14 protein-coding genes are annotated in these 17,425 nt (G+C 75.1%); all 14 read left to right on the top strand.

All coding sequences use genetic code 11. The annotated features are described in order from the left end of the window. Positions 1-4 precede the first annotated feature (4 nt). The 14 genes from mraZ to pgeF all read left to right on the top strand — a co-directional run bounded on the left by mraZ (position 5) and on the right by pgeF (position 17,419). Positions 5-436 (top strand): division/cell wall cluster transcriptional repressor MraZ, encoded by a 432-nt coding sequence (mraZ, locus tag ABD993_RS13670; RefSeq protein ID WP_345416950.1) that lies wholly within the window; start codon positions 5-7, stop codon positions 434-436. Positions 437-783: 347 nt separating this feature from the next. Further along, positions 784-1,758, top strand: a complete 975-nt coding sequence (gene rsmH, locus ABD993_RS13665; protein WP_345416947.1) for a 16S rRNA (cytosine(1402)-N(4))-methyltransferase RsmH — start codon at positions 784-786, stop codon at positions 1,756-1,758. Further along, positions 1,755-2,567 (top strand): cell division protein FtsL, encoded by an 813-nt coding sequence (gene ftsL, locus ABD993_RS13660; RefSeq protein WP_345416944.1) that lies wholly within the window; start codon positions 1,755-1,757, stop codon positions 2,565-2,567. Before rsmH ends, ftsL begins: the two co-directional genes overlap by 4 nt. A 104-nt stretch (positions 2,568-2,671) precedes the next feature. Continuing rightward, the gene (locus ABD993_RS13655) at positions 2,672-4,423 is read left to right on the top strand and encodes a peptidoglycan D,D-transpeptidase FtsI family protein (protein WP_345416941.1); all 1,752 of its coding nucleotides are present in this window, start codon (positions 2,672-2,674) and stop codon (positions 4,421-4,423) included. Positions 4,424-4,467: 44 nt separating this feature from the next. After that, the gene (locus ABD993_RS13650; protein WP_425568984.1) at positions 4,468-6,027 is read left to right on the top strand and encodes a UDP-N-acetylmuramoyl-L-alanyl-D-glutamate--2,6-diaminopimelate ligase; all 1,560 of its coding nucleotides are present in this window, start codon (positions 4,468-4,470) and stop codon (positions 6,025-6,027) included. Between the two features lie 16 nt (positions 6,028-6,043). After that, positions 6,044-7,513: a UDP-N-acetylmuramoyl-tripeptide--D-alanyl-D-alanine ligase gene (locus ABD993_RS13645; RefSeq protein WP_345416939.1), complete on the top strand. Its 1,470-nt coding sequence runs from the start codon at positions 6,044-6,046 to the stop codon at positions 7,511-7,513. Continuing rightward, positions 7,510-8,580: a phospho-N-acetylmuramoyl-pentapeptide-transferase gene (gene mraY, locus ABD993_RS13640; protein WP_345416936.1), complete on the top strand. Its 1,071-nt coding sequence runs from the start codon at positions 7,510-7,512 to the stop codon at positions 8,578-8,580. The genes ABD993_RS13645 and mraY overlap by 4 nt, the downstream gene beginning before the upstream one ends. A gap of 1 nt (position 8,581) precedes the next feature. After that, complete coding sequence (murD, locus tag ABD993_RS13635; RefSeq protein ID WP_345416933.1) at positions 8,582-10,027, top strand: UDP-N-acetylmuramoyl-L-alanine--D-glutamate ligase; 1,446 nt, start codon at positions 8,582-8,584, stop codon at positions 10,025-10,027. Further along, the gene (ftsW, locus tag ABD993_RS13630; protein ID WP_345416930.1) at positions 10,027-11,385 is read left to right on the top strand and encodes a putative lipid II flippase FtsW; all 1,359 of its coding nucleotides are present in this window, start codon (positions 10,027-10,029) and stop codon (positions 11,383-11,385) included. The genes murD and ftsW overlap by 1 nt, the downstream gene beginning before the upstream one ends. A 12-nt stretch (positions 11,386-11,397) precedes the next feature. Continuing rightward, the gene (gene murG / locus ABD993_RS13625) at positions 11,398-12,507 is read left to right on the top strand and encodes an undecaprenyldiphospho-muramoylpentapeptide beta-N-acetylglucosaminyltransferase (RefSeq protein ID WP_345416927.1); all 1,110 of its coding nucleotides are present in this window, start codon (positions 11,398-11,400) and stop codon (positions 12,505-12,507) included. 53 nt (positions 12,508-12,560) lie between these two features. After that, a complete protein-coding gene (murC, locus tag ABD993_RS13620) occupies positions 12,561-13,889 on the top strand; it encodes a UDP-N-acetylmuramate--L-alanine ligase (RefSeq protein ID WP_425569003.1) in 1,329 nt (442 codons plus the stop codon). 230 nt (positions 13,890-14,119) lie between these two features. Continuing rightward, a complete protein-coding gene (locus ABD993_RS13615; protein WP_345416921.1) occupies positions 14,120-14,938 on the top strand; it encodes a cell division protein FtsQ/DivIB in 819 nt (272 codons plus the stop codon). 265 nt (positions 14,939-15,203) lie between these two features. Then, on the top strand, positions 15,204-16,517 hold the full coding sequence (gene ftsZ, locus ABD993_RS13610) for a cell division protein FtsZ (RefSeq protein ID WP_345416918.1): 1,314 nt from the start codon (positions 15,204-15,206) through the stop codon (positions 16,515-16,517). 173 nt (positions 16,518-16,690) lie between these two features. Beyond that, on the top strand, positions 16,691-17,419 hold the full coding sequence (pgeF, locus tag ABD993_RS13605) for a peptidoglycan editing factor PgeF (RefSeq protein WP_345416915.1): 729 nt from the start codon (positions 16,691-16,693) through the stop codon (positions 17,417-17,419). The last annotated feature ends 6 nt before the right edge of the window (positions 17,420-17,425 follow it).

Raw genomic sequence — 17,425 nt, 5'->3', positions numbered from 1 at the left:
GTGGGTGTTCCTCGGCACCTACTCACCCCGGCTGGACGACAAGGGGCGGCTCACGCTGCCGGCGAAGTTCCGAGACGAACTGCGGGGCGGGTGCATGGTCACGAAAGGGCAGGACCACTGCCTCTACGTGTTCACCCGTGAGGCCTTCACGGAGATGGCCACCAAGGTCGCCGCGGCGCCGCTGACTTCCGAGTCGGCCCGAGCCTTCCAGCGCAACCTCTTCTCGGGCACCGACGAGCAGAACCCCGACGGTCAGGGCCGGATCGCGATCACCCCGGAGCTGCGCCGGTACGCGGGTCTGTCCAAGGACTGTGTGGTGATCGGCGCGTTCACCCGCGTCGAGATCTGGGACGCACAGGCCTGGCAGACGTACCAGGAGCAGCACGAGGACGACTACGCCAAGGCGCAGGAGGAGGTTCTGCCCGGTCTCATCTGACACCGGAGACAGGCAGTGGAGACAGGCAGTACGGACACGAGCAGCGCAGACATGTGCGGTGCACGTCGCCGCCCCGACCCGGACGTCGCGCACCACCCGGCCCGACGGCCCTGGCGCACCTTCCCCGGTGCCAGGTCCGTCGGGGCAGGTGGGACGCGGCGTCCGAGGTGGGGGCGGCGGCATCACACCCGCCGGGCTGGGGAGCCGGGACGGGTGGAACCACGGCGGCTCGGGACCGGTCGGTCCCGGGCCGTCGGCATGACCACCTCGAGTGCGGGCACGAGGTGGGGGCTCGACGGAGGACCAGGCTGTGGGGGCCGGTCCTCCAGGTGGGAGGTGACGGGCGGGTGCTCACCGAGCAGGAGGACGGCGGCGGCCACCGGCACGTCCCGGTGTTGCTGAACCGGACGCTGGAGCTGCTGGCGCCTGCGCTGGAGGGGCGACCCGCGGTCGTCGTGGACGCCACGCTGGGGCTCGGCGGCCACTCCGCGGCGCTGTTGGCCGCGCACCCCCGGCTCACGCTGGTGGGGCTCGACCGGGACCCGCAGGCGCTGGAGATGGCGGGCCGCAGGCTGGTCGCGTACGGCGACCGCATCCACCTCGTCCACGCCGTGTACGACCGCGTCGCGGACGTGCTGGACGACCTGGGGCTCGCTCCCGTCCAGGGCGTCCTGTTCGACCTCGGCGTCTCCTCCCTGCAGCTGGACGCGGACGAGCGCGGCTTCTCCTACTCCCGGGACTCGGACCTCGACATGCGGATGGACCCCACCCGGGGCCCGACCGCGGCGGACGTCCTGAACACCTACGCCCCGGGCGACCTCGTCCGGATCCTGCGGGAGTACGGCGAGGAGCGGTTCGCCACCCGGATCGTGTCCGCGGTGGTGAAGCGGCGGGCGAAGACGCCCTTCGTGCGCAGCGCGGACCTGGTCGAGCTGCTGTACGCCGCAGTGCCCGCGGCGTCCCGGCGGACCGGGGGACACCCGGCCAAGCGGACGTTCCAGGCGCTGCGGATCGAGGTCAACGGCGAGCTGGAGGCCCTGCGCGGGGCGTTGCCCGCCGCGATCGGGTCGCTGGCGGTGGGCGGGCGGATCGTCGTGCTCTCCTACCACTCGCTCGAGGACCGCATGGTCAAGCGGGAGCTCGCCGCGGGGGCGGCCTCCCGCACCCCGGTCGACCTCCCGGTGGAGCTGCCGGGACACGGCCCGGAGCTGCGGCTGCTGACCCGCGGCTCCGAACCCGCGACGGACGACGAGATCGAGGACAACCCGCGCGCCGCCTCGGTGCGGTGCCGGGCCGCAGAACGAATCCGGGAGGCCGCATGAGCGCGCCAGTCAAGACGCCGACGCCGACCCGGAGGCGCCCGAAGGTCTCCGTCGAGTGGCACGGCACGGAGACCCGGGACCGGCGGGTGCCGGCGCAGCGGGGGAGCGTCACCGTCCCCGCCCAGCGCAAGGCCTCCGCCGCGGCCTACGCGAAGCGGGACGAGCGGGCGCGCAGGGCCGTCGGCGGGCCGCGCCGCAAGGTGGCGCAGGTCGCGCACTCCGGCCGCGCCCAGTTCGTGCTGCTGATCATGGCGCTGTTCACGGCGGGCCTGGTGCTCACGCTCTGGCTGTCCACGGCGGCCGCCGCGGACTCCTACACGCTGCAGGAGGCCCGCACCGCGGCCCGCGACCTGACCGAGCAGTCCGAGCGGCTGCACCGCGAGGTCGCCGCACTCGAGTCGGCGCCCGCGCTCGCGCAGCGCGCCACCGACCTGGGCATGGTGCCGGTGCAGGACCCGGCACGGCTGGTGGTCGCCCCGGACGGGGCCGTCACCGTCGTCGGACAGCCGACCGCGGCCGTCCGGAAGGCGCCGCCCGCGGCACCCGTGACCGCGCCGCCCGCCGCCGCGCCTGCGCCCGCACCGGCGGACGCCCAGGCCCCGACCGCAGCCACCGACCCCGCTGCGCAGGCCGCAGCGCCCCCGGCCACCGATCCCGCCGCCCCGGCCACCGCTGCGCAGTCGACCGACCCCGCTGCACAGGGCGCCGACCCGGCCCAGGCCGCCGGTGAGGCCGCCACGCAGCAGCAGGCCCAGGCGGAGGCGGACCGGCTCGCCGCCCGGAACCCGGCCCAGCCCGGGGGCGCCTGATGGCCCTGCTCCCACCCCGGGCGCGCCCGGGCGCCCGGCCCGTCGGACGTGCCCGGGGTCCGGTCCGCCGCCCGCCGACGCGCCTCCCCGCCTCCACGGCGGGGATGGCCGCGCGCCGCTTCCGCGTCGGCCGGATCGTGCTCTGCCTGCTGCTGCTCGCGAGCGCGATGCAGCTCGTGCTGATCCAGACCGTCCGGTCGGGCGATCTCACCGCCAGCGCGGCGAAGCAGCGCACCACCCGGATCACGATCGCCGCCGAGCGCGGCGCGATCCTCGACCGCAACGGCAACCGGCTGGCCTTCTCCACCGAGGCGCGCGCCCTCGTCACCAACCCGCGGCTGATCGCCGCGAACCGCAAGGAGCAGGCGCCCGCCTACAAGGCCGAGATGGCCCAGGCCGTGGCCGCGGCGACCGGCGGTGACCCGAACGCGCTCAAGGCGCTGCTGGACGCGGACCGCGGGTACGTGGTGCTGACCACGAGCGCGGACCCCGACGTCGCGCGGGCGCTGCGGGAGCGGTTCCCCGAGATCGCCGAGGAGCAGCGCGAGGCGCGGCAGTACCCGGCGGGCACCCTGGCCGCCAACGTGATCGGCGCGGCGAGCTGGAGCGCGGACGACCGCAAGCTCGTCGGCAGGGTGGGCCTCGAGTCCTCCGACGACGGCGCCCTCGCCGGCACGGACGGCTACCAGGTCGTCGACACCGCCGAGGGCAGTGACACGGTCATCCCGGGCAGCACCCGGGCGCAGGAGCCCGCGGTGCCGGGCTCGGACGTCGAGCTCACGCTGGACTCCGACCTGCAGTACGTGGTGCAGCAGAAGCTCCAGGACTACGTGGCGAAGACCGGGGCGCGCGGCGGGTCCGCCGTGGTGCTGGACGTCAGGACCGGCGAGGTCCGGGCGATGGCCAACGGCACCACCTTCGACCCGCGCCAGCTCGGCACCGCCGATCCGGCCACGCTCGGCAACGCGGCGGTGTCCAGCCCGTTCGAGCCCGGTTCGGTGAACAAGGTCGTGACGATGGCCGGGGCGCTGGAGTACGGCCTCGCCAAGCCGGACGACGTCCTGCAGGTCCCGGGCAGCATCGACGTCGCGGACCGCACGGTCCACGACGCCTGGAACCACGGGGTCGACAACTACACGCTGACCGGGGTGCTCGCGAAGTCCTCCAACGTCGGCACGATCATGACGGCGGAGAAGCTGGGGGCCGACCGGTTCTCGGAGATGTTGGCGCGCTTCGGGATCGGGCAGCGCACGAACGTCGGGCTGCCCGGCGAGAGCGCCGGATCGGTGCCCGCGCGGCAGTCCTGGTCCGGCTCGACCTTCGGCAACCTGCCGATCGGCCAGGGCCTGTCGATGACCGTGCTGCAGATGGCGGGCATGTACCAGGCCGTCGCGAACGACGGCGTGCGCATCCCTCCGCGTATCGTCGCCGCCACCATCGGGCCGGACGGTAGCCGCACGGCCGAGCCCGCGCCCGAACCCGTGCGGGTGGTCTCGCCGCAGACCGCGGCGCAGCTGCGGACGATGCTCACCGCCGTCACGCAGAAGGGGACGGGGGGCAACACCGGCACCGGGGTCGCCGCGCAGGTCCCCGGCTACCAGGTCGCGGGCAAGACCGGCACGGCCCAGCAGGTCGACCCGAACTGCGGCTGCTACGCCTCGTCGACGTACTGGATCACCTTCGCCGGGATGATGCCCGCGCAGGACCCGCGCTTCGTCATGGGGATCATGCTCGACGCCCCCGGCGGCGGCACCTCCGCGGCCCCGCTGTTCCACGAGGTCGCCTCCTACCTGGGCCAGCAGGAGCGGATCCCGGTGGGGGAGCCCGCGCCCGTGCAGACCCTGGTCGTGCCCTGAGCCTGCCCGGAGGCGGGTCGGCGGGTCTCGGTAGCCTGCCGGACGTGGTTCCTCTCGCTCCCCCCGAAGGTGTCGCGCCCCCCGCCGGTCTCCGGCCGGCGGGCCTCCCGGCGGTGCGGCTGAGCGCGCTCGGTGCGCCGGTGGCCGCCGAGCTGTTCCGGGCGCGGGACGCGGACGTCACGGGCATCACGCACCGCACGTCGGACGTCCGGCCCGGCGACCTGTTCGCCGCCCTCCCGGGGGCGAAGGCGCACGGCGCGGACTACGCGGGCGCGGCGATGCGCGCCGGCGCGGTCGCCGTGCTGACCGACGCCGCGGGGATGACCCGTCCCGAGCTCCGTGAGGCCGCCGAGAGCGGCCGCGTGGCCGTGCTGGTGCACCCGCACCCCCGCACGGTCCTGGGGGCCCTGGCGGCCACCGTGTACGGCGACCCGACGGCGGCGCTGACCGTCCTGGGCGTCACCGGCACCAGCGGCAAGACGACCGTCGCCCACCTGGTGGAGGCGGGCCTGCGCGCCGCGGGCCGGTCGTCCGGGCTGCTGGGCACGGTCGGCACCCGGATCGGGGACGAGGCGCTGCCCAGCGCGTTCACCACCCCGGAGGCCCCGGACCTGCAGGCGCTGTTCGCGGTGATGCGCGAGCGCGGGGTCTCGGACGTCGCGATGGAGGTGTCGTCGCACGCGTTGGCGATGGGCCGCGTCGCGGGCACCCGGTTCGCCGTCGGCGCGTTCACCAACCTCTCGCAGGACCATCTCGACTTCCACCACGACATGGAGGAGTACTTCCAGGCCAAGGCCCGGCTGTTCACCGATCCCGAGCTGCGCGCCGGGCACGGCGTGGTCTGCGTGGACGACGAGTGGGGCCGCAGGCTGGCCGACCTGGCGGACGTCGTCACGGTCTCGACGACGGGGCCCGCGGACTGGCGGGCCCTGGACGTCGGGACGGAGCCGGACGGGAGCCAGTTCGCCACGGTCGTCGCGCCGGACGGGCGGGAGATCCCGCTGCGGCTGCAGCTGCCGGGGGCCTTCAACGTGGCGAACGCCCTGGTCGCGCTCGCCGTGCTGGACGCGGCGGGAGTGCCCGCCGCGGTCGCCGCCCCGGCGTTCGCCCAGCTCGCGGTGCCCGGGCGGATGCAGCGGGTCGAGGCGGGCCAGCCCTTCCTGGCGGTCGTCGACTACGCCCACAAGCCTGCCGCCGTCGCCGCCCTGCTGGACGCCCTGCGCGCGCAGGCGCCCAGGGCCCGCATCCTCACCGTGCTCGGCTGCGGCGGGGACCGGGACACCGGCAAGCGCCCGATCATGGGGGCCGCCGCGGCCGCCCGCTCGGACGTGCTGATCGTCACCGACGACAACCCCCGCACGGAGGACCCCGCCGAGATCCGCGCCGCCATGCGCGCAGGTGCGGAGGCCGAGCCCGCCCGCGGGGACATCGTGGAGATCGGCGACCGGCGGGCCGCGATCGCGGCGGCCGTCTCGTTGGCGAAACCCGGGGACGTGGTCGTCGTTGCGGGGAAGGGGCACGAGACGGGCCAGGACTCCCACGGCGTCAAGCGCCCGTTCGACGACGTCCACGAGCTCGCCGCGGCCATCCGCGCGGCGCACTAGAGAGGCGAGACACGACGTGATCGAGATGCGGCTGGCCGAGGTCGCCGCCGTGACCGGGGGCGAGCTCCACCGGGCGACGGGCGAGGAGCTCGTGTCGTCGGTGGAGTTCGACTCCCGGAAGGTGGGCCCGGGCGCGCTGTTCCTCGCGCTGCCCGGCGAGCGGGCGGACGGGCACGGCTTCGCCGCCGCGGCCGTCGCCGCCGGGGCCGCGGGCGTGCTGGCCGGCCGCCCCGTCGACGCGCCCGCGGTGATCGCGCCCGCGGGCGAGTCGTACGCGGGCACGGACCTGGGCGCGGCGGACCCGGACGGCGCCGGTGCGGCCGTGCTGACCGCGCTCGGCAAGCTGGCCCGGCACTCGGTCACCACGCTGCGGGACCGCGCGGGCCTCGCCGTCGTCGGGATCACGGCGAGCTCGGGCAAGACGTCGACGAAGGACCTGGTCGCGGCCGTGCTCGCGCCGCTGGGGGAGACCGTGGCCCCGCCCGGCTCCTTCAACAACGAGCTGGGCCACCCGTGGACCGCGCTGCGGGCGGGGGAGTCCACCCGGCACCTGGTGCTGGAGCTGTCCGCCCGCGGGTCGGGGCACATCGCCCGGCTCTGCCGGATCGCGCCGCCCCGGATCGGGGTGGTGCTCAACGTGGGCTCCGCGCACGTCGGCGAGTTCGGCTCGCCGGAGGCGATCGCGCAGGCCAAGGGCGAGCTCGTCGAGGCGCTCCCCGCGGACGGGGTCGCGGTCCTGAACCTCGACGACCACCGGGTCGCCGCGATGGCCGCCCGCACGTCCGCCCGGGTCGTCGGCTACTCGGCCGCGGGCTCGGCGGAGGCCGCCGTCGTCGCGCGCGAGGTCCGCCTGGTCGCGGGCCGCGCGTCGTTCACGCTGGTCACCCCGGCGGGCTCGGCGGAGGTGTCCCTGCGGCTGGTCGGCGAGCACCACGTCGGCAACGCCCTGGCCGCCGCCGCGGTGGCGCTGGAGCTGGGCGGGACCCCCGCGGGCATCGCCGAGGCGCTCTCGCAGGCGGGCCCCGCGTCCCGCTGGCGGATGGAGGTCACCGACCGCGCGGACGGCGTCACCGTGGTCAACGACGCCTACAACGCCAACCCGGAGTCGATGACCGCCGCCCTGCGCGCCCTGGCCGCGATCGGCGCCGAGGGCGGGCGCCGCACCTGGGCGGTCCTGGGCCCCATGGCCGAGCTGGGCGACACCGCCCCCGCGGCCCACGAGCAGGTGGCGCAGGCGGTCGAGGCCCTGGGCATCGACCATTTCGTCACGGTGGGCACCGACCTCTACCCCCGGACCCGCGAGTCCGACACCACGGCCCGCGAGTCGGACACGGCCGTCGTGCATGTCGCCGATCGGGACGCGGCGGTGGCGCTGCTCCGCGCGGAGCTGCGGCCCGGGGACGTCGTGTTGGTGAAGGCCTCCCGGTCCGCCGGGCTGGACCGGGTCGCGGCGGCACTCGTCGAGCAGGAGCTGGTCGCGCCGTGAGAGGCATCTTCGTCGCGGGCGGGGTGGCGCTCGCGCTGTCCATCCTGCTCACCCCGTACCTGATCCGCTTCTTCGCCCGGCAGGGCTTCGGCCAGGAGATCCGCGCCGACGGTCCCAAGAGCCACCAGACCAAGCGCGGCACCCCCACCATGGGCGGCGTCGCGATCCTGATCGCGATCTGGGTCGGCTACCTGATCGCGCACGCGCTGACCGGCGAGCCGATGTCGGCCTCCGCGCTGCTGGTCCTCTTCCTCACCACCGCGCTCGGCCTGGTCGGGTTCATCGACGACTTCCTGAAGCTGCGCCGCAGGCGCAACCTCGGCCTGAACAAGACGTCGAAGATCGTCGGGCAGGTGCTCACCGCCACCATCTTCGGCATCCTCGCGCTCCGGTTCGCCAACGAGCGCGCGCTCACGCCGGCGTCGGAGTACCTGTCGTTCATCCGGGACATCACGGTGCTCGGGTTCGGCGCGATCGGGTTCGTGCTGCTCTGCAACCTGATCATCGCGGCCTGGTCGAACGGCGTGAACCTCACCGACGGGCTGGACGGCCTCGCCGCGGGCACCTCCGCCATGGTCCTGGCCAGCTACGTGATCATCGGATTCTGGCAGTTCCGCAACTCGTGCTCGATCGCCGCGGCCGCCGGCTGCTACGAGGTCCGGGACCCGCTGGACGTCGCGATCGTCGCCTCGGCGGCCATGGGGGGCTGCATCGGGTTCCTGTGGTGGAACGCCGCGCCCGCCCGGATCTTCATGGGCGACACCGGGTCCCTGGCGCTCGGCGGGCTGCTGGCCGGGCTGTCGATCGTGACGAAGACCGAGCTGTTGCTGCTGGTGATCGGCGGGGTGTTCGTCGTCGAGACGCTGTCGGTGGCCCTGCAGATCCTGGTCTTTCGCACCACCCGCCGCCGGCTGTTCCGGATGGCCCCGTTCCACCACCACTTCGAGCTCGCGGGCTGGGCCGAGACCACGGTGATCATCCGGTTCTGGCTGCTCGCGGCGATGTGCGCGGCGCTGGGGCTGGGCATCTTCTACTCGGAGTGGCTGACGGCGTCGGCGGGTGGCTGAGATGAGCACCAGCGCTGTTCGATCATGGTCCGACGACGCCGGTGCCGATCTCACGGGCCGGACCGTGCTCGTCGCGGGCGCCGGGATCTCCGGGCTCGCCGCCGCCGAGGTGCTGCTGGCGCGTGGGGCCCGGGTCCTGGTGTCGGACGACCGTGCCGTCCCCGACCTCCCCGCGGGCGCGTCGCAGGCCGAGGGGCTGCCCGACGGGGTCGAGCTGATCGTCACCGGACCCGGCCGCCGTCCCGACCACCCGCTCGTGGCGGAGGCCGCCGCCCGGGGGGTCGAGGTCGTCGGCGAGCCGGAGCTGGCCTGGCGGCTGGGCGCGGCGTCCGAGACCCCGCCCGCGTGGCTCGTGGTGACCGGCACCAACGGCAAGACCACGACCACCGGCATGCTCGCCACCATCCTGCGCGCCGCCGGCCTCGACGCCGTGGCCTGCGGGAACATCGGCTACCCGGTCGTGTCCGCGGTCGCGGCGGGGCACGCGGTGCTGGCGGTGGAGCTGTCGAGCTTCCAGCTGCACTGGTCGCCGTCGATCGTCCCGGCGGCAGGCCTGGTGCTCAACGTCGCCGAGGACCACCTGGACTGGCACGGCGGCCTGGAGCCCTACGCCCAGGCCAAGGCGCGGGCACTGGTCGGCGCGGTCGCGGTGGCAGGCATCGACGACGAGATCGCCTCGAGGCTCCTGGCCGAGTCGACGTCACCGCACAAGGTCGGCGTCACCCTGCACGCCCCGGGACCGCACCAACTGGGTGTCGAGGACGGCCTCCTGGTCGACCGCGCCTTCCCCCCGCGCCCGGCCCACGAGTCCGACACCACAGCCCGCGAGTCCGACGCTCCGGCGCCCGAGTCGGGCGGGGGAGTCGTGCTCGCGGCGGTCGGGGATGTGACGCCCGGGGGGCCGCCGGGGGTGACCGACGCGCTGGCCGCCGCGGCGCTGGCGCGGGCGTACGGGGTGTCGGCGGACGCCGTTCGGGAGGGGTTGCGCGCCTACCGGCCCGGGCCGCACCGGTCCGCGCCGGTGGGGACCGTGGACGGGGTGCGCTACGTCGACGACTCCAAGGCCACCAACCCGCACGCCGCCGACGCCGCGCTCGCCGCCCAGCCCGCCGGGCACGTCGTCTGGATCGTCGGGGGGTTGTTCAAGGGCGCCAGGGTGGAGGAGCTCGTCGCCACCCACGCCGGGAGGCTCGCCGGGGTCGTCGTGATCGGCACCGACCGGGCGGAGATCGTGGAGGCGCTGGCGCGACACGCCCCGGAGATCCCCGCGGTGGAGGTCACCGAGGGCGACGATGAGGTCATGCGTTCCGCCGTCCGCCGTGCCGCCGCACTCGCCCGACCGGGGGACGTCGTACTCCTCGCACCCGCCGCCGCCTCGATGGACCAGTTCCGGGACTACGCGGCGCGGGGCTCGGCCTTCGCGGCCGCGGTGGCGGAGCTGGGCTGATGGCCACGCGGAGCCCCAGCTCGTCCCGCACCCGCCGCAGCACCCCCAGGGAGCCCGATGGCCGGTTCGGACCCGCCAGGGCGACCGTCGGGCGGGGCGCCAGGGCGCTCGACGCCTGGCTGCGCCGCCCGCTCACCTCGCTGCACCTGATCCTCGGCGTGTTCGGCCTGCTCACCCTGTTCGGCCTGGTGATGGTGCTCTCGGCGAGCGCGGTCGAGTCCTACTCGGCGGGCGGGTCGAGCTACTCGGTGTTCATCCGCCAGCTGGGGTTCTGCGCGGCCGGGCTGGTGCTGTTCTGGGTGGGCCTGAGGATCCGGCCCGTCCGGCTGCGCGCGATGGCCCCCTGGCTGCTGCTCGTCGGCATCGTCACGCTCGTCGCGGTGCTGATCCCGGGCGTCGGCGTGCTGCGCAACGGCTCGCGGGCGTGGTTCGCGGTCGGCAGCTTCTCGGTGCAGCCCTCCGAGGCGGTCAAGGTGGCGCTGACGCTGTGGGGCGCCCACGTGCTCGTCGCGCGGCGCAAGGTCATGCACCGCTGGAAGCACGCGCTGAACCCGCTGGTCCCGGTCACGCTGCTGGTGCTCACCCTGCTGGTCCTCGAGCCCGACCTGGGCATGACGATCTCCGTGGGGATCGTCATGATCGCGCTGCTGTACTTCGGCGGCGCCCCGATGAGGCTCCTGGCCACGCTGGCGGTCGGCGGCGCCGCGGGCGCGGTGATCCTGGGGCTGACCGCCGGGTACCGGGTCAGCCGGATCACGGCGTTCCTGTCGGACAGCCCGGACGCGCTCGGCCCCGCCTACCAGGCCACCCAGGCGCTGTACTCACTGGCGGACGGCGGCCTGTTCGGCGTGGGGCTCGGCCAGGGCCGGGCCAAGTGGGACTACCTGCCGAACGCGCACAACGACTTCATCTTCGCGATCATCGGCGAGGAGCTGGGCATGGTCGGTGCCTTCGCGGTGCTCGGCCTGTTCGCCACGCTGGCCTACACCGGCCTGCGGATCGCCCGCCGCAGCAACGACCCGTGGCTGCGGCTCGTCACCGCGACGTCCACGGCGTGGCTCGTCATCCAGGCCGCGATCAACATCGGCTACGTCGTCGGGCTGCTGCCGGTCACCGGTCTGCAACTGCCGCTGATCTCCTCCGGTGGCACCTCGATGGTGGTGACCATGTTCGTGTTCGGCATCCTGACCAGTGCCGCCCGGCACGAGCCGGAGGCGGTCGCCGCGCTCCGGGCGAACGGCCAGGGCCGCATCGCGACGCTCCTGCGTCTGCCGATGCCGGAGCCCTACCGTGCGACGGGCACGTCGTCGCGCACCACCGTCTCGCGTCCGCCCGCCCAGCGGTCGGCGCGCCGATAGCTGAGAAGGGCCATGAGTCAGTACGGCACCCAGTACCTCCCGCGCATGGGCTCCGGCCCGTCCGTGGTGATCGCAGGCGGCGGCACGGCCGGGCACATCGAGCCCGCCCTCGCCCTCGCCGACGCCGTCAAGCGGCTCCGGCCGGACGCCACCGTCACGGCCCTCGGCACCGAGAAGGGCCTGGACCGCACGCTGATCCCGGCCCGCGGCTACCCGCTCGAGCTGATCCCCCCGGTGCCCCTGCCGCGCAAGCCCTCCGCCGACCTGCTCCGGCTGCCCGGCCGGGTCCGCGGGGCCGTGGCGCGGGTGCGGGAGGTGCTGGAGAAGGTGGACGCGGACGTCGTCGTCGGGTTCGGCGGGTACGTCGCCCTGCCCGCGTACCTGGGGGCACGCGGCCGGGTGCCGATCGTGGTGCACGAGGCGAACGCGCGGGCGGGCCTGGCCAACAAGGTCGGGGCGCGGTTCGCCGCCCGGGTGGTGGCCGCGGTCCCGGGTTCCGGGCTGCGGAACGCCCAGATCCTCGGCATCCCGCTGCGGCACGCCGTCACGACGCTGGACCGCGCCGCCCTGCGCGCCGAGGCCCGCGCCCGGTTCGGGCTGCCCGCCGACGGGCCGGTGCTGCTGGTCTTCGGCGGCTCCCAGGGCGCGCGGTCGCTCAACGCGGCCGTGGCCGCCGCGCTGCCCGGGCTGCTGCGCGAGGGCGTCGGCGTGCTGCACGCCCACGGTGCCGGGAACGGCCCCGCGGGCGGGCAGGCGGGCTACGTCGGGCTGCCGTACATCGACGACATGCACCTCGCCTACGCGGCCGCCGACGCGGTGCTCTGTCGCGCGGGCGCGATGACCGTCGCCGAGGTGTCGGCGGTGGGGCTGCCCGCGGTCTACGTCCCCCTGCCCATCGGCAACGGCGAGCAGGCGCTCAACGCCCAGCCCGTCGTCGCGGCGGGCGGCGGGGTGATCGTGCCGGACGCCGAGCTGACCGGTGACCGCGTGCTGGCCGAGCTGGTCCCGTGGCTGAAGGACCCCGCGCGCCTCGCCGCGATGGGGGAGGCGGCCCGCGGCTCCGGCCACGCGGACGCGGACGAGCGGCTGGCCGAGGTCGTGCTCGGGGTGATCCGCACGTGAGTGCCCCGGTGCTCGGCTCGCACGTCCACCTGATCGGCATCGGCGGGGCCGGGATGAGCGGCATCGCGCGGATCCTGCTGGCCCGCGGCGTGTCCGTCTCCGGGTCGGACGCCAAGGACTCCCGCACCGTCCTCACCCTGCGCGCCCTCGGGGCCGAGATCGCGGTGGGGCACGCGCCGGAGAACCTCGTCGGGGAGCCCACGGTCGTCGTCTCGACGGCGATCCGGGAGACCAATCCCGAGCTCGTCGAGGCGCGGGCGCGCGGGCTCGCGGTGGTGCACCGCGCGCAGGCCCTCGCCGCGCTGACCCAGGGCTACCGGGTCGCGGCGATCGCCGGGACGCACGGCAAGACCTCCACCACGTCGATGCTCACCGTGGCGCTGCAGCACTGCGGGCTGGACCCGTCGTTCGCGATCGGCGGGGACCTCACCGTCACCGGGGCCGGGGCGCACCACGGAACCGGGGACGTCTTCGTCGTCGAGGCGGACGAGTCGGACGGCTCGTTCACCGCGTACGCGCCGCTCGTCGCCGTGGTCACGAACGTCGAGCCGGACCATCTGGACCACCATGGCAGCGAGGTGGCCTACCGGGCGGTGTTCGAGGAGTTCCTCGGTCGCATCGCCCCCGGCGGGACGCTCGTGAGCGGCGCGGACGACCCCGGGGCGGCCGCCTTGGCCGCGGTCGCGGAGTCCCGCGGCATCCCGGTCCGCTCCTACGGCCGCACCGGTTCCGACGCCACCCTGGTCGACTTCCGCCCGGACGGCGCCGGTTCCCGGGTGGTCGCCCGGCACGGGGGCGTCGACCTCACCGTGCGGCTGTCCGTCCCCGGCGAGCACATGGCGCTCAACGCCCTCGGTGCGCTGCTGGCGGGTGTCGAGCTGGGAGCCCCGGTCGACGGGCTGCTGGCGGGCCTGGCGGCGTTCGACGGCGTCCGGCGCCGGTTCGAGTTCAAGGGCCGGGCGAACGGCGTCGCGGTGTACGACGACTACGCCCACCACCCGACCGAGGTCGCCGCCACCCTGCGCGCGGCCCGCGAGGTGCAGAACGGGCGCGTGCTCGTGGCGTTCCAGCCGCACCTCTACTCGCGCACGAGGATGTTCGCGACGGAGTTCGGGCGGGCCCTCGGGCTCGCGGACGAGGTCGTGGTGCTGGACGTCTACGGCGCCCGCGAGGACCCCGAGCCCGGGGTGAACGGTGGCCTGGTCGCGGACGCCGTGCCGCTGCCCGCGGACCGGGTGCACTTCGTCCCGACCTGGGCGGACGTGCCGCGGGTGCTGGCGGGCCTGGCCCGCCCCGGCGACCTCGTGCTGACGATGGGGGCCGGGGACGTGACCGTCCTCGGGCCCGAGATCCTGCTCGAGCTGGACAGGGCCCCCGCCTGATGGCGCGGCGCGGCGGCCGCACCCCGACCACGGACGGTCGGGGTCGGCGGGTGCGCCCGGGGGGTGGGACGGACCGGGCCGCGCCGGACCGGGTCGCGCCGGAGCGTGCCGCGTCCGACCGGGCCGCGTCCGACCTTGCCGCGTCCGACCGGAGCGGGGCCGCCCGCGCCGACACCGGCCGCACGCGGGAGAGCGGCCGTTCGCGCGCGAACGGTGCACCCGGAGGCACGGTGGCCGACCGCGCCCCCGCCCGCCCCGCCGCCGCCGAACGCGCCCGCCGGATCCGCGAGGAGCGGGCGGCACGGCGGGACCGGCTGCGCCCGGAGAAACGGGACGGGCCGCCGCGCCGCAACGACCTCCGCTTCAAGCTCCGCCGCCGGATCGCGCTCGCGGTGGCCGTCCTGGCCGTGCTGGTGGCCCTGGGCGGGGGTTTCTGGGCCGTCCTGCTCTACACCGGGGTCGCCGAGGTCGAGCAGGTCGAGGTGACCGGCACCCTCGCCGTCCCGCGCGACTCCGTGCTGGCCGCGGCCGCCGTCGAGACCGGGGTGCCGCTGGCGACGGTGGACACCGGGGCCGTGGCGCAGCGGGTGGCCCAGCTGCCCGGCGTCGGCACGGTGCAGGTCAGCCGGGGCTGGCCGCACACGGTCGCGATCGAGGTGACCGAGCGCCGGGCCGTCGCCCTGGCCCGCACGCCGCAGGGCGTCACGCTCGTCGACGCGACCGGCGTCGCCTACCAGCCCGCCCCCGAGGTGCCGCCCACGCTGCCGATGTTCGGGTTCGGCGCGGTCGGGCCGGACGACCCGGCTACCCGTGCGGCCCTCGCGGTCCTCGCCGCGCTGCCGGAGGACCTGCGGGCGCGGGTGACCACCGTGGACGTCGACAGCCCGGCGACCGAGCCCACCGTGCGCCTCGGGCTGGGGGACCGGCAGGTGCGCTTCGGCTCCACCGACCGCGCCGCGCAGAAGGTCGCCGTGCTGGTCCCGCTGCTGACCCAGGACGGAACCGTGTTCGACGTGTCCAGCCCGGACCTACCGACTATCACGCGCTGAGAGCAGCCTGCGGAGACGAACCCGGGCACTGAGGGGTCGGCTGGGCCGTTCGGCTCAACTCGTCACTGGCCGTCAGGACGCATGAACAGCAGGTCACGGACCGGTCACGAGAACCGGAGTCCACCCCATCGAGGTGTTGCCGACGCGCGGCGCGCCTGCTGGACCGGGCCTGCATACGGACCTAGCGTTCGACTGCGAACGGCCCGGACAGACCCTGCTGGACGGAGCTGACCGGAGATCCGATCCAACCCGAGAGGTGCCGCTCATGACGCCCCCGCACAACTACCTCGCCGTGATCAAGGTGGTCGGCATCGGAGGCGGCGGCGTGAACGCCGTCAACCGGATGATCGAGGTGGGTCTGAAGGGTGTCGAGTTCATCGCGGTGAACACCGACGCCCAGGCCCTGCTCATGTCCGACGCGGACGTGAAGCTGGACATCGGCCGCGAGCTGACCCGGGGCCTCGGCGCCGGGGCGAACCCCGAGGTGGGCCGCAAGGCCGCCGAGGACCACCGCGAGGAGATCGAGGAGGTCCTCAAGGGGGCCGACATGGTCTTCGTGACGGCGGGCGAGGGCGGCGGCACGGGCACCGGCGGTGCCCCCGTGGTCGCCTCGATCGCCCGCAAGCTCGGCGCGCTGACCATCGGCGTCGTGACCCGCCCGTTCACCTTCGAGGGCCGCCGCCGCGCGGGCCAGGCGGAGGACGGGATCACGCAGCTGCGCAACGAGTGCGACACCCTGATCGTCATCCCGAACGACCGGCTGCTGCAGCTCGGTGACGTCGGCGTATCGCTGATGGACGCCTTCCGCTCGGCGGACGAGGTGCTCCTGTCCGGTGTCCAGGGCATCACGAACCTGATCACCACCCCCGGCCTGATCAACCTCGACTTCGCGGACGTCAAGTCGGTGATGTCCGGGGCGGGCTCGGCCCTGATGGGAATAGGGTCGGCGCGCGGTGAGGGGCGCGCGGTGCAGGCGGCCGGGTCGGCGATCAACTCGCCGCTGCTCGAGGCGTCGATGGACGGTGCGCAGGGCGTGCTGCTGTCGATCGCGGGCGGCTCGGACCTCGGCCTGTTCGAGATCAACGAGGCCGCGTCGCTGGTCCAGGAGGCCGCGCATCCCGAGGCCAACATCATCTTCGGCACGGTGATCGACGACTCGCTCGGCGACGAGGTCCGGGTCACGGTCATCGCCGCAGGCTTCGAGGGCGGGCAGCCCACGCACAAGAAGCTCGAGCCGTCGGTCTTCCGCAGCCCGCAGGCGGAGCAGCAGCAGGCCCGGCCCGCCACGCCGCCGCCCGCCCCGCAGTCCCCGCCGCCGTCGTCGAACGGGAGTGGGCAGCAGCAGGCGTCGGGCTTCGGCTCGGGGGCCAACCAGCAGGGCACCCTGCCCCCGGTCGCGCCCTACAGCCCGCCTGCGCCGCGTGCGCCGGAGGTCGAGCGGCAGAACCCGGCGATGACCGAGATCAGCACCCCGCCCGCGGCCCCCGAGCCCGCCGCGGCCACGTCGACCACGGCGACCGCGGAGGCGCGTCCGGTGGCCGAGGACGACGTCGACGTCCCGCCCTTCATGCGCCGCTGAGCACACTCCTCACGAGCCGCGATCCCGTGGGATCGCGGCTCGTGGCGTGTCCGGGGCCGTGCACGTTTCGTGCTCGCAGCGCGGCACGATCAGCGTTTCGGTGCTCTCGGCGCTGCCCGCACCGCGCTGAGAGCACGGAAAGGGCGGTCCCGGCCGGGACTACGCTGAGGTTCATGGTGCAGCAGACGGCCGTTCGGGTCCGACGGGTCATGACCACCCGGGCCGGGGGCCGCTCGTCCGCGCCCTTCGACTCGTTCAACCTCTCCCGCGAGGTCGGCGACCATCCCGACAACGTCGACGCCAACCGCTACCGGCTGATCAAGGAGCTGGGCCTGCGCGGCGCGGTGTTCCTCAAGCAGATCCACGGCACGCGGGTGGAGACGGTCACCACGGTGCCCAAGCGCTCCGCCCCGGACGTCGCGGACACCGACGCCGCGGTGACCGCGGAACCGGGCGTCGGGCTCGTCGTACTGGCCGCGGACTGCACGCCGGTGCTGTTCGGGGACTCCGTCGCGGGCGTCGTCGGGGCCGCCCACGCCGGACGGGTGGGGGCGGCGGCCGGGGTGGTCCCCGCGACCGTCGAGGCGATGGTGGCGCTGGGGTCGCGGGTCTCGGACATCGAGGTGCTCCTCGGCCCGGCGGTCTGCGGGCTCTGCTACGAGGTGCCGGAGGCCATGCGCGCCGAGGTGGAGACGCGGCTGCCGGGCAGTGCGGCGACGAGCCGCAGGGGAACCCCGTCGATCGACGTCCGCGCGGGGCTCTACCGTCAGCTGCGGGCCATGGGCGTCGGGCGGATCGGCGGGGACCCGCGCTGCACCCTCGAGGACCGGGCCCTGTTCAGCCACCGCCGGGACCAGCGCACGGGCCGCCACGCGGGCATCAGCTGGCTGGACGCGGGCTGACCTAGG

It is taken from the genome of Pseudonocardia xishanensis (assembly GCF_039541715.1).
GTDB classification, from domain to species: domain Bacteria; phylum Actinomycetota; class Actinomycetes; order Mycobacteriales; family Pseudonocardiaceae; genus Pseudonocardia; species Pseudonocardia xishanensis.
This window is presented reverse-complemented; position numbering and strand designations above follow the sequence as displayed.

Excerpts from the sequence above, each read along its gene's own strand:
- ftsL (WP_345416944.1), top strand. The coding sequence starts at position 1,755 with ATGAGCGCGCCAGTCAAGACGCCGACGCCGACCCGGAGGCGCCCGAAG.
- ABD993_RS13655 (WP_345416941.1), top strand. The coding sequence starts at position 2,672 with ATGGCCGCGCGCCGCTTCCGCGTCGGCCGGATCGTGCTCTGCCTGCTG.
- murD (WP_345416933.1), top strand. The coding sequence starts at position 8,582 with ATGAGCACCAGCGCTGTTCGATCATGGTCCGACGACGCCGGTGCCGAT.
- ftsW (WP_345416930.1), top strand. The coding sequence starts at position 10,027 with ATGGCCACGCGGAGCCCCAGCTCGTCCCGCACCCGCCGCAGCACCCCC.
- murG (WP_345416927.1), top strand. The coding sequence starts at position 11,398 with ATGAGTCAGTACGGCACCCAGTACCTCCCGCGCATGGGCTCCGGCCCG.
- murC (WP_425569003.1), top strand. The coding sequence starts at position 12,561 with ATGAGCGGCATCGCGCGGATCCTGCTGGCCCGCGGCGTGTCCGTCTCC.
- ftsZ (WP_345416918.1), top strand. The coding sequence starts at position 15,204 with ATGACGCCCCCGCACAACTACCTCGCCGTGATCAAGGTGGTCGGCATC.
- pgeF (WP_345416915.1), top strand. The coding sequence starts at position 16,691 with ATGGTGCAGCAGACGGCCGTTCGGGTCCGACGGGTCATGACCACCCGG.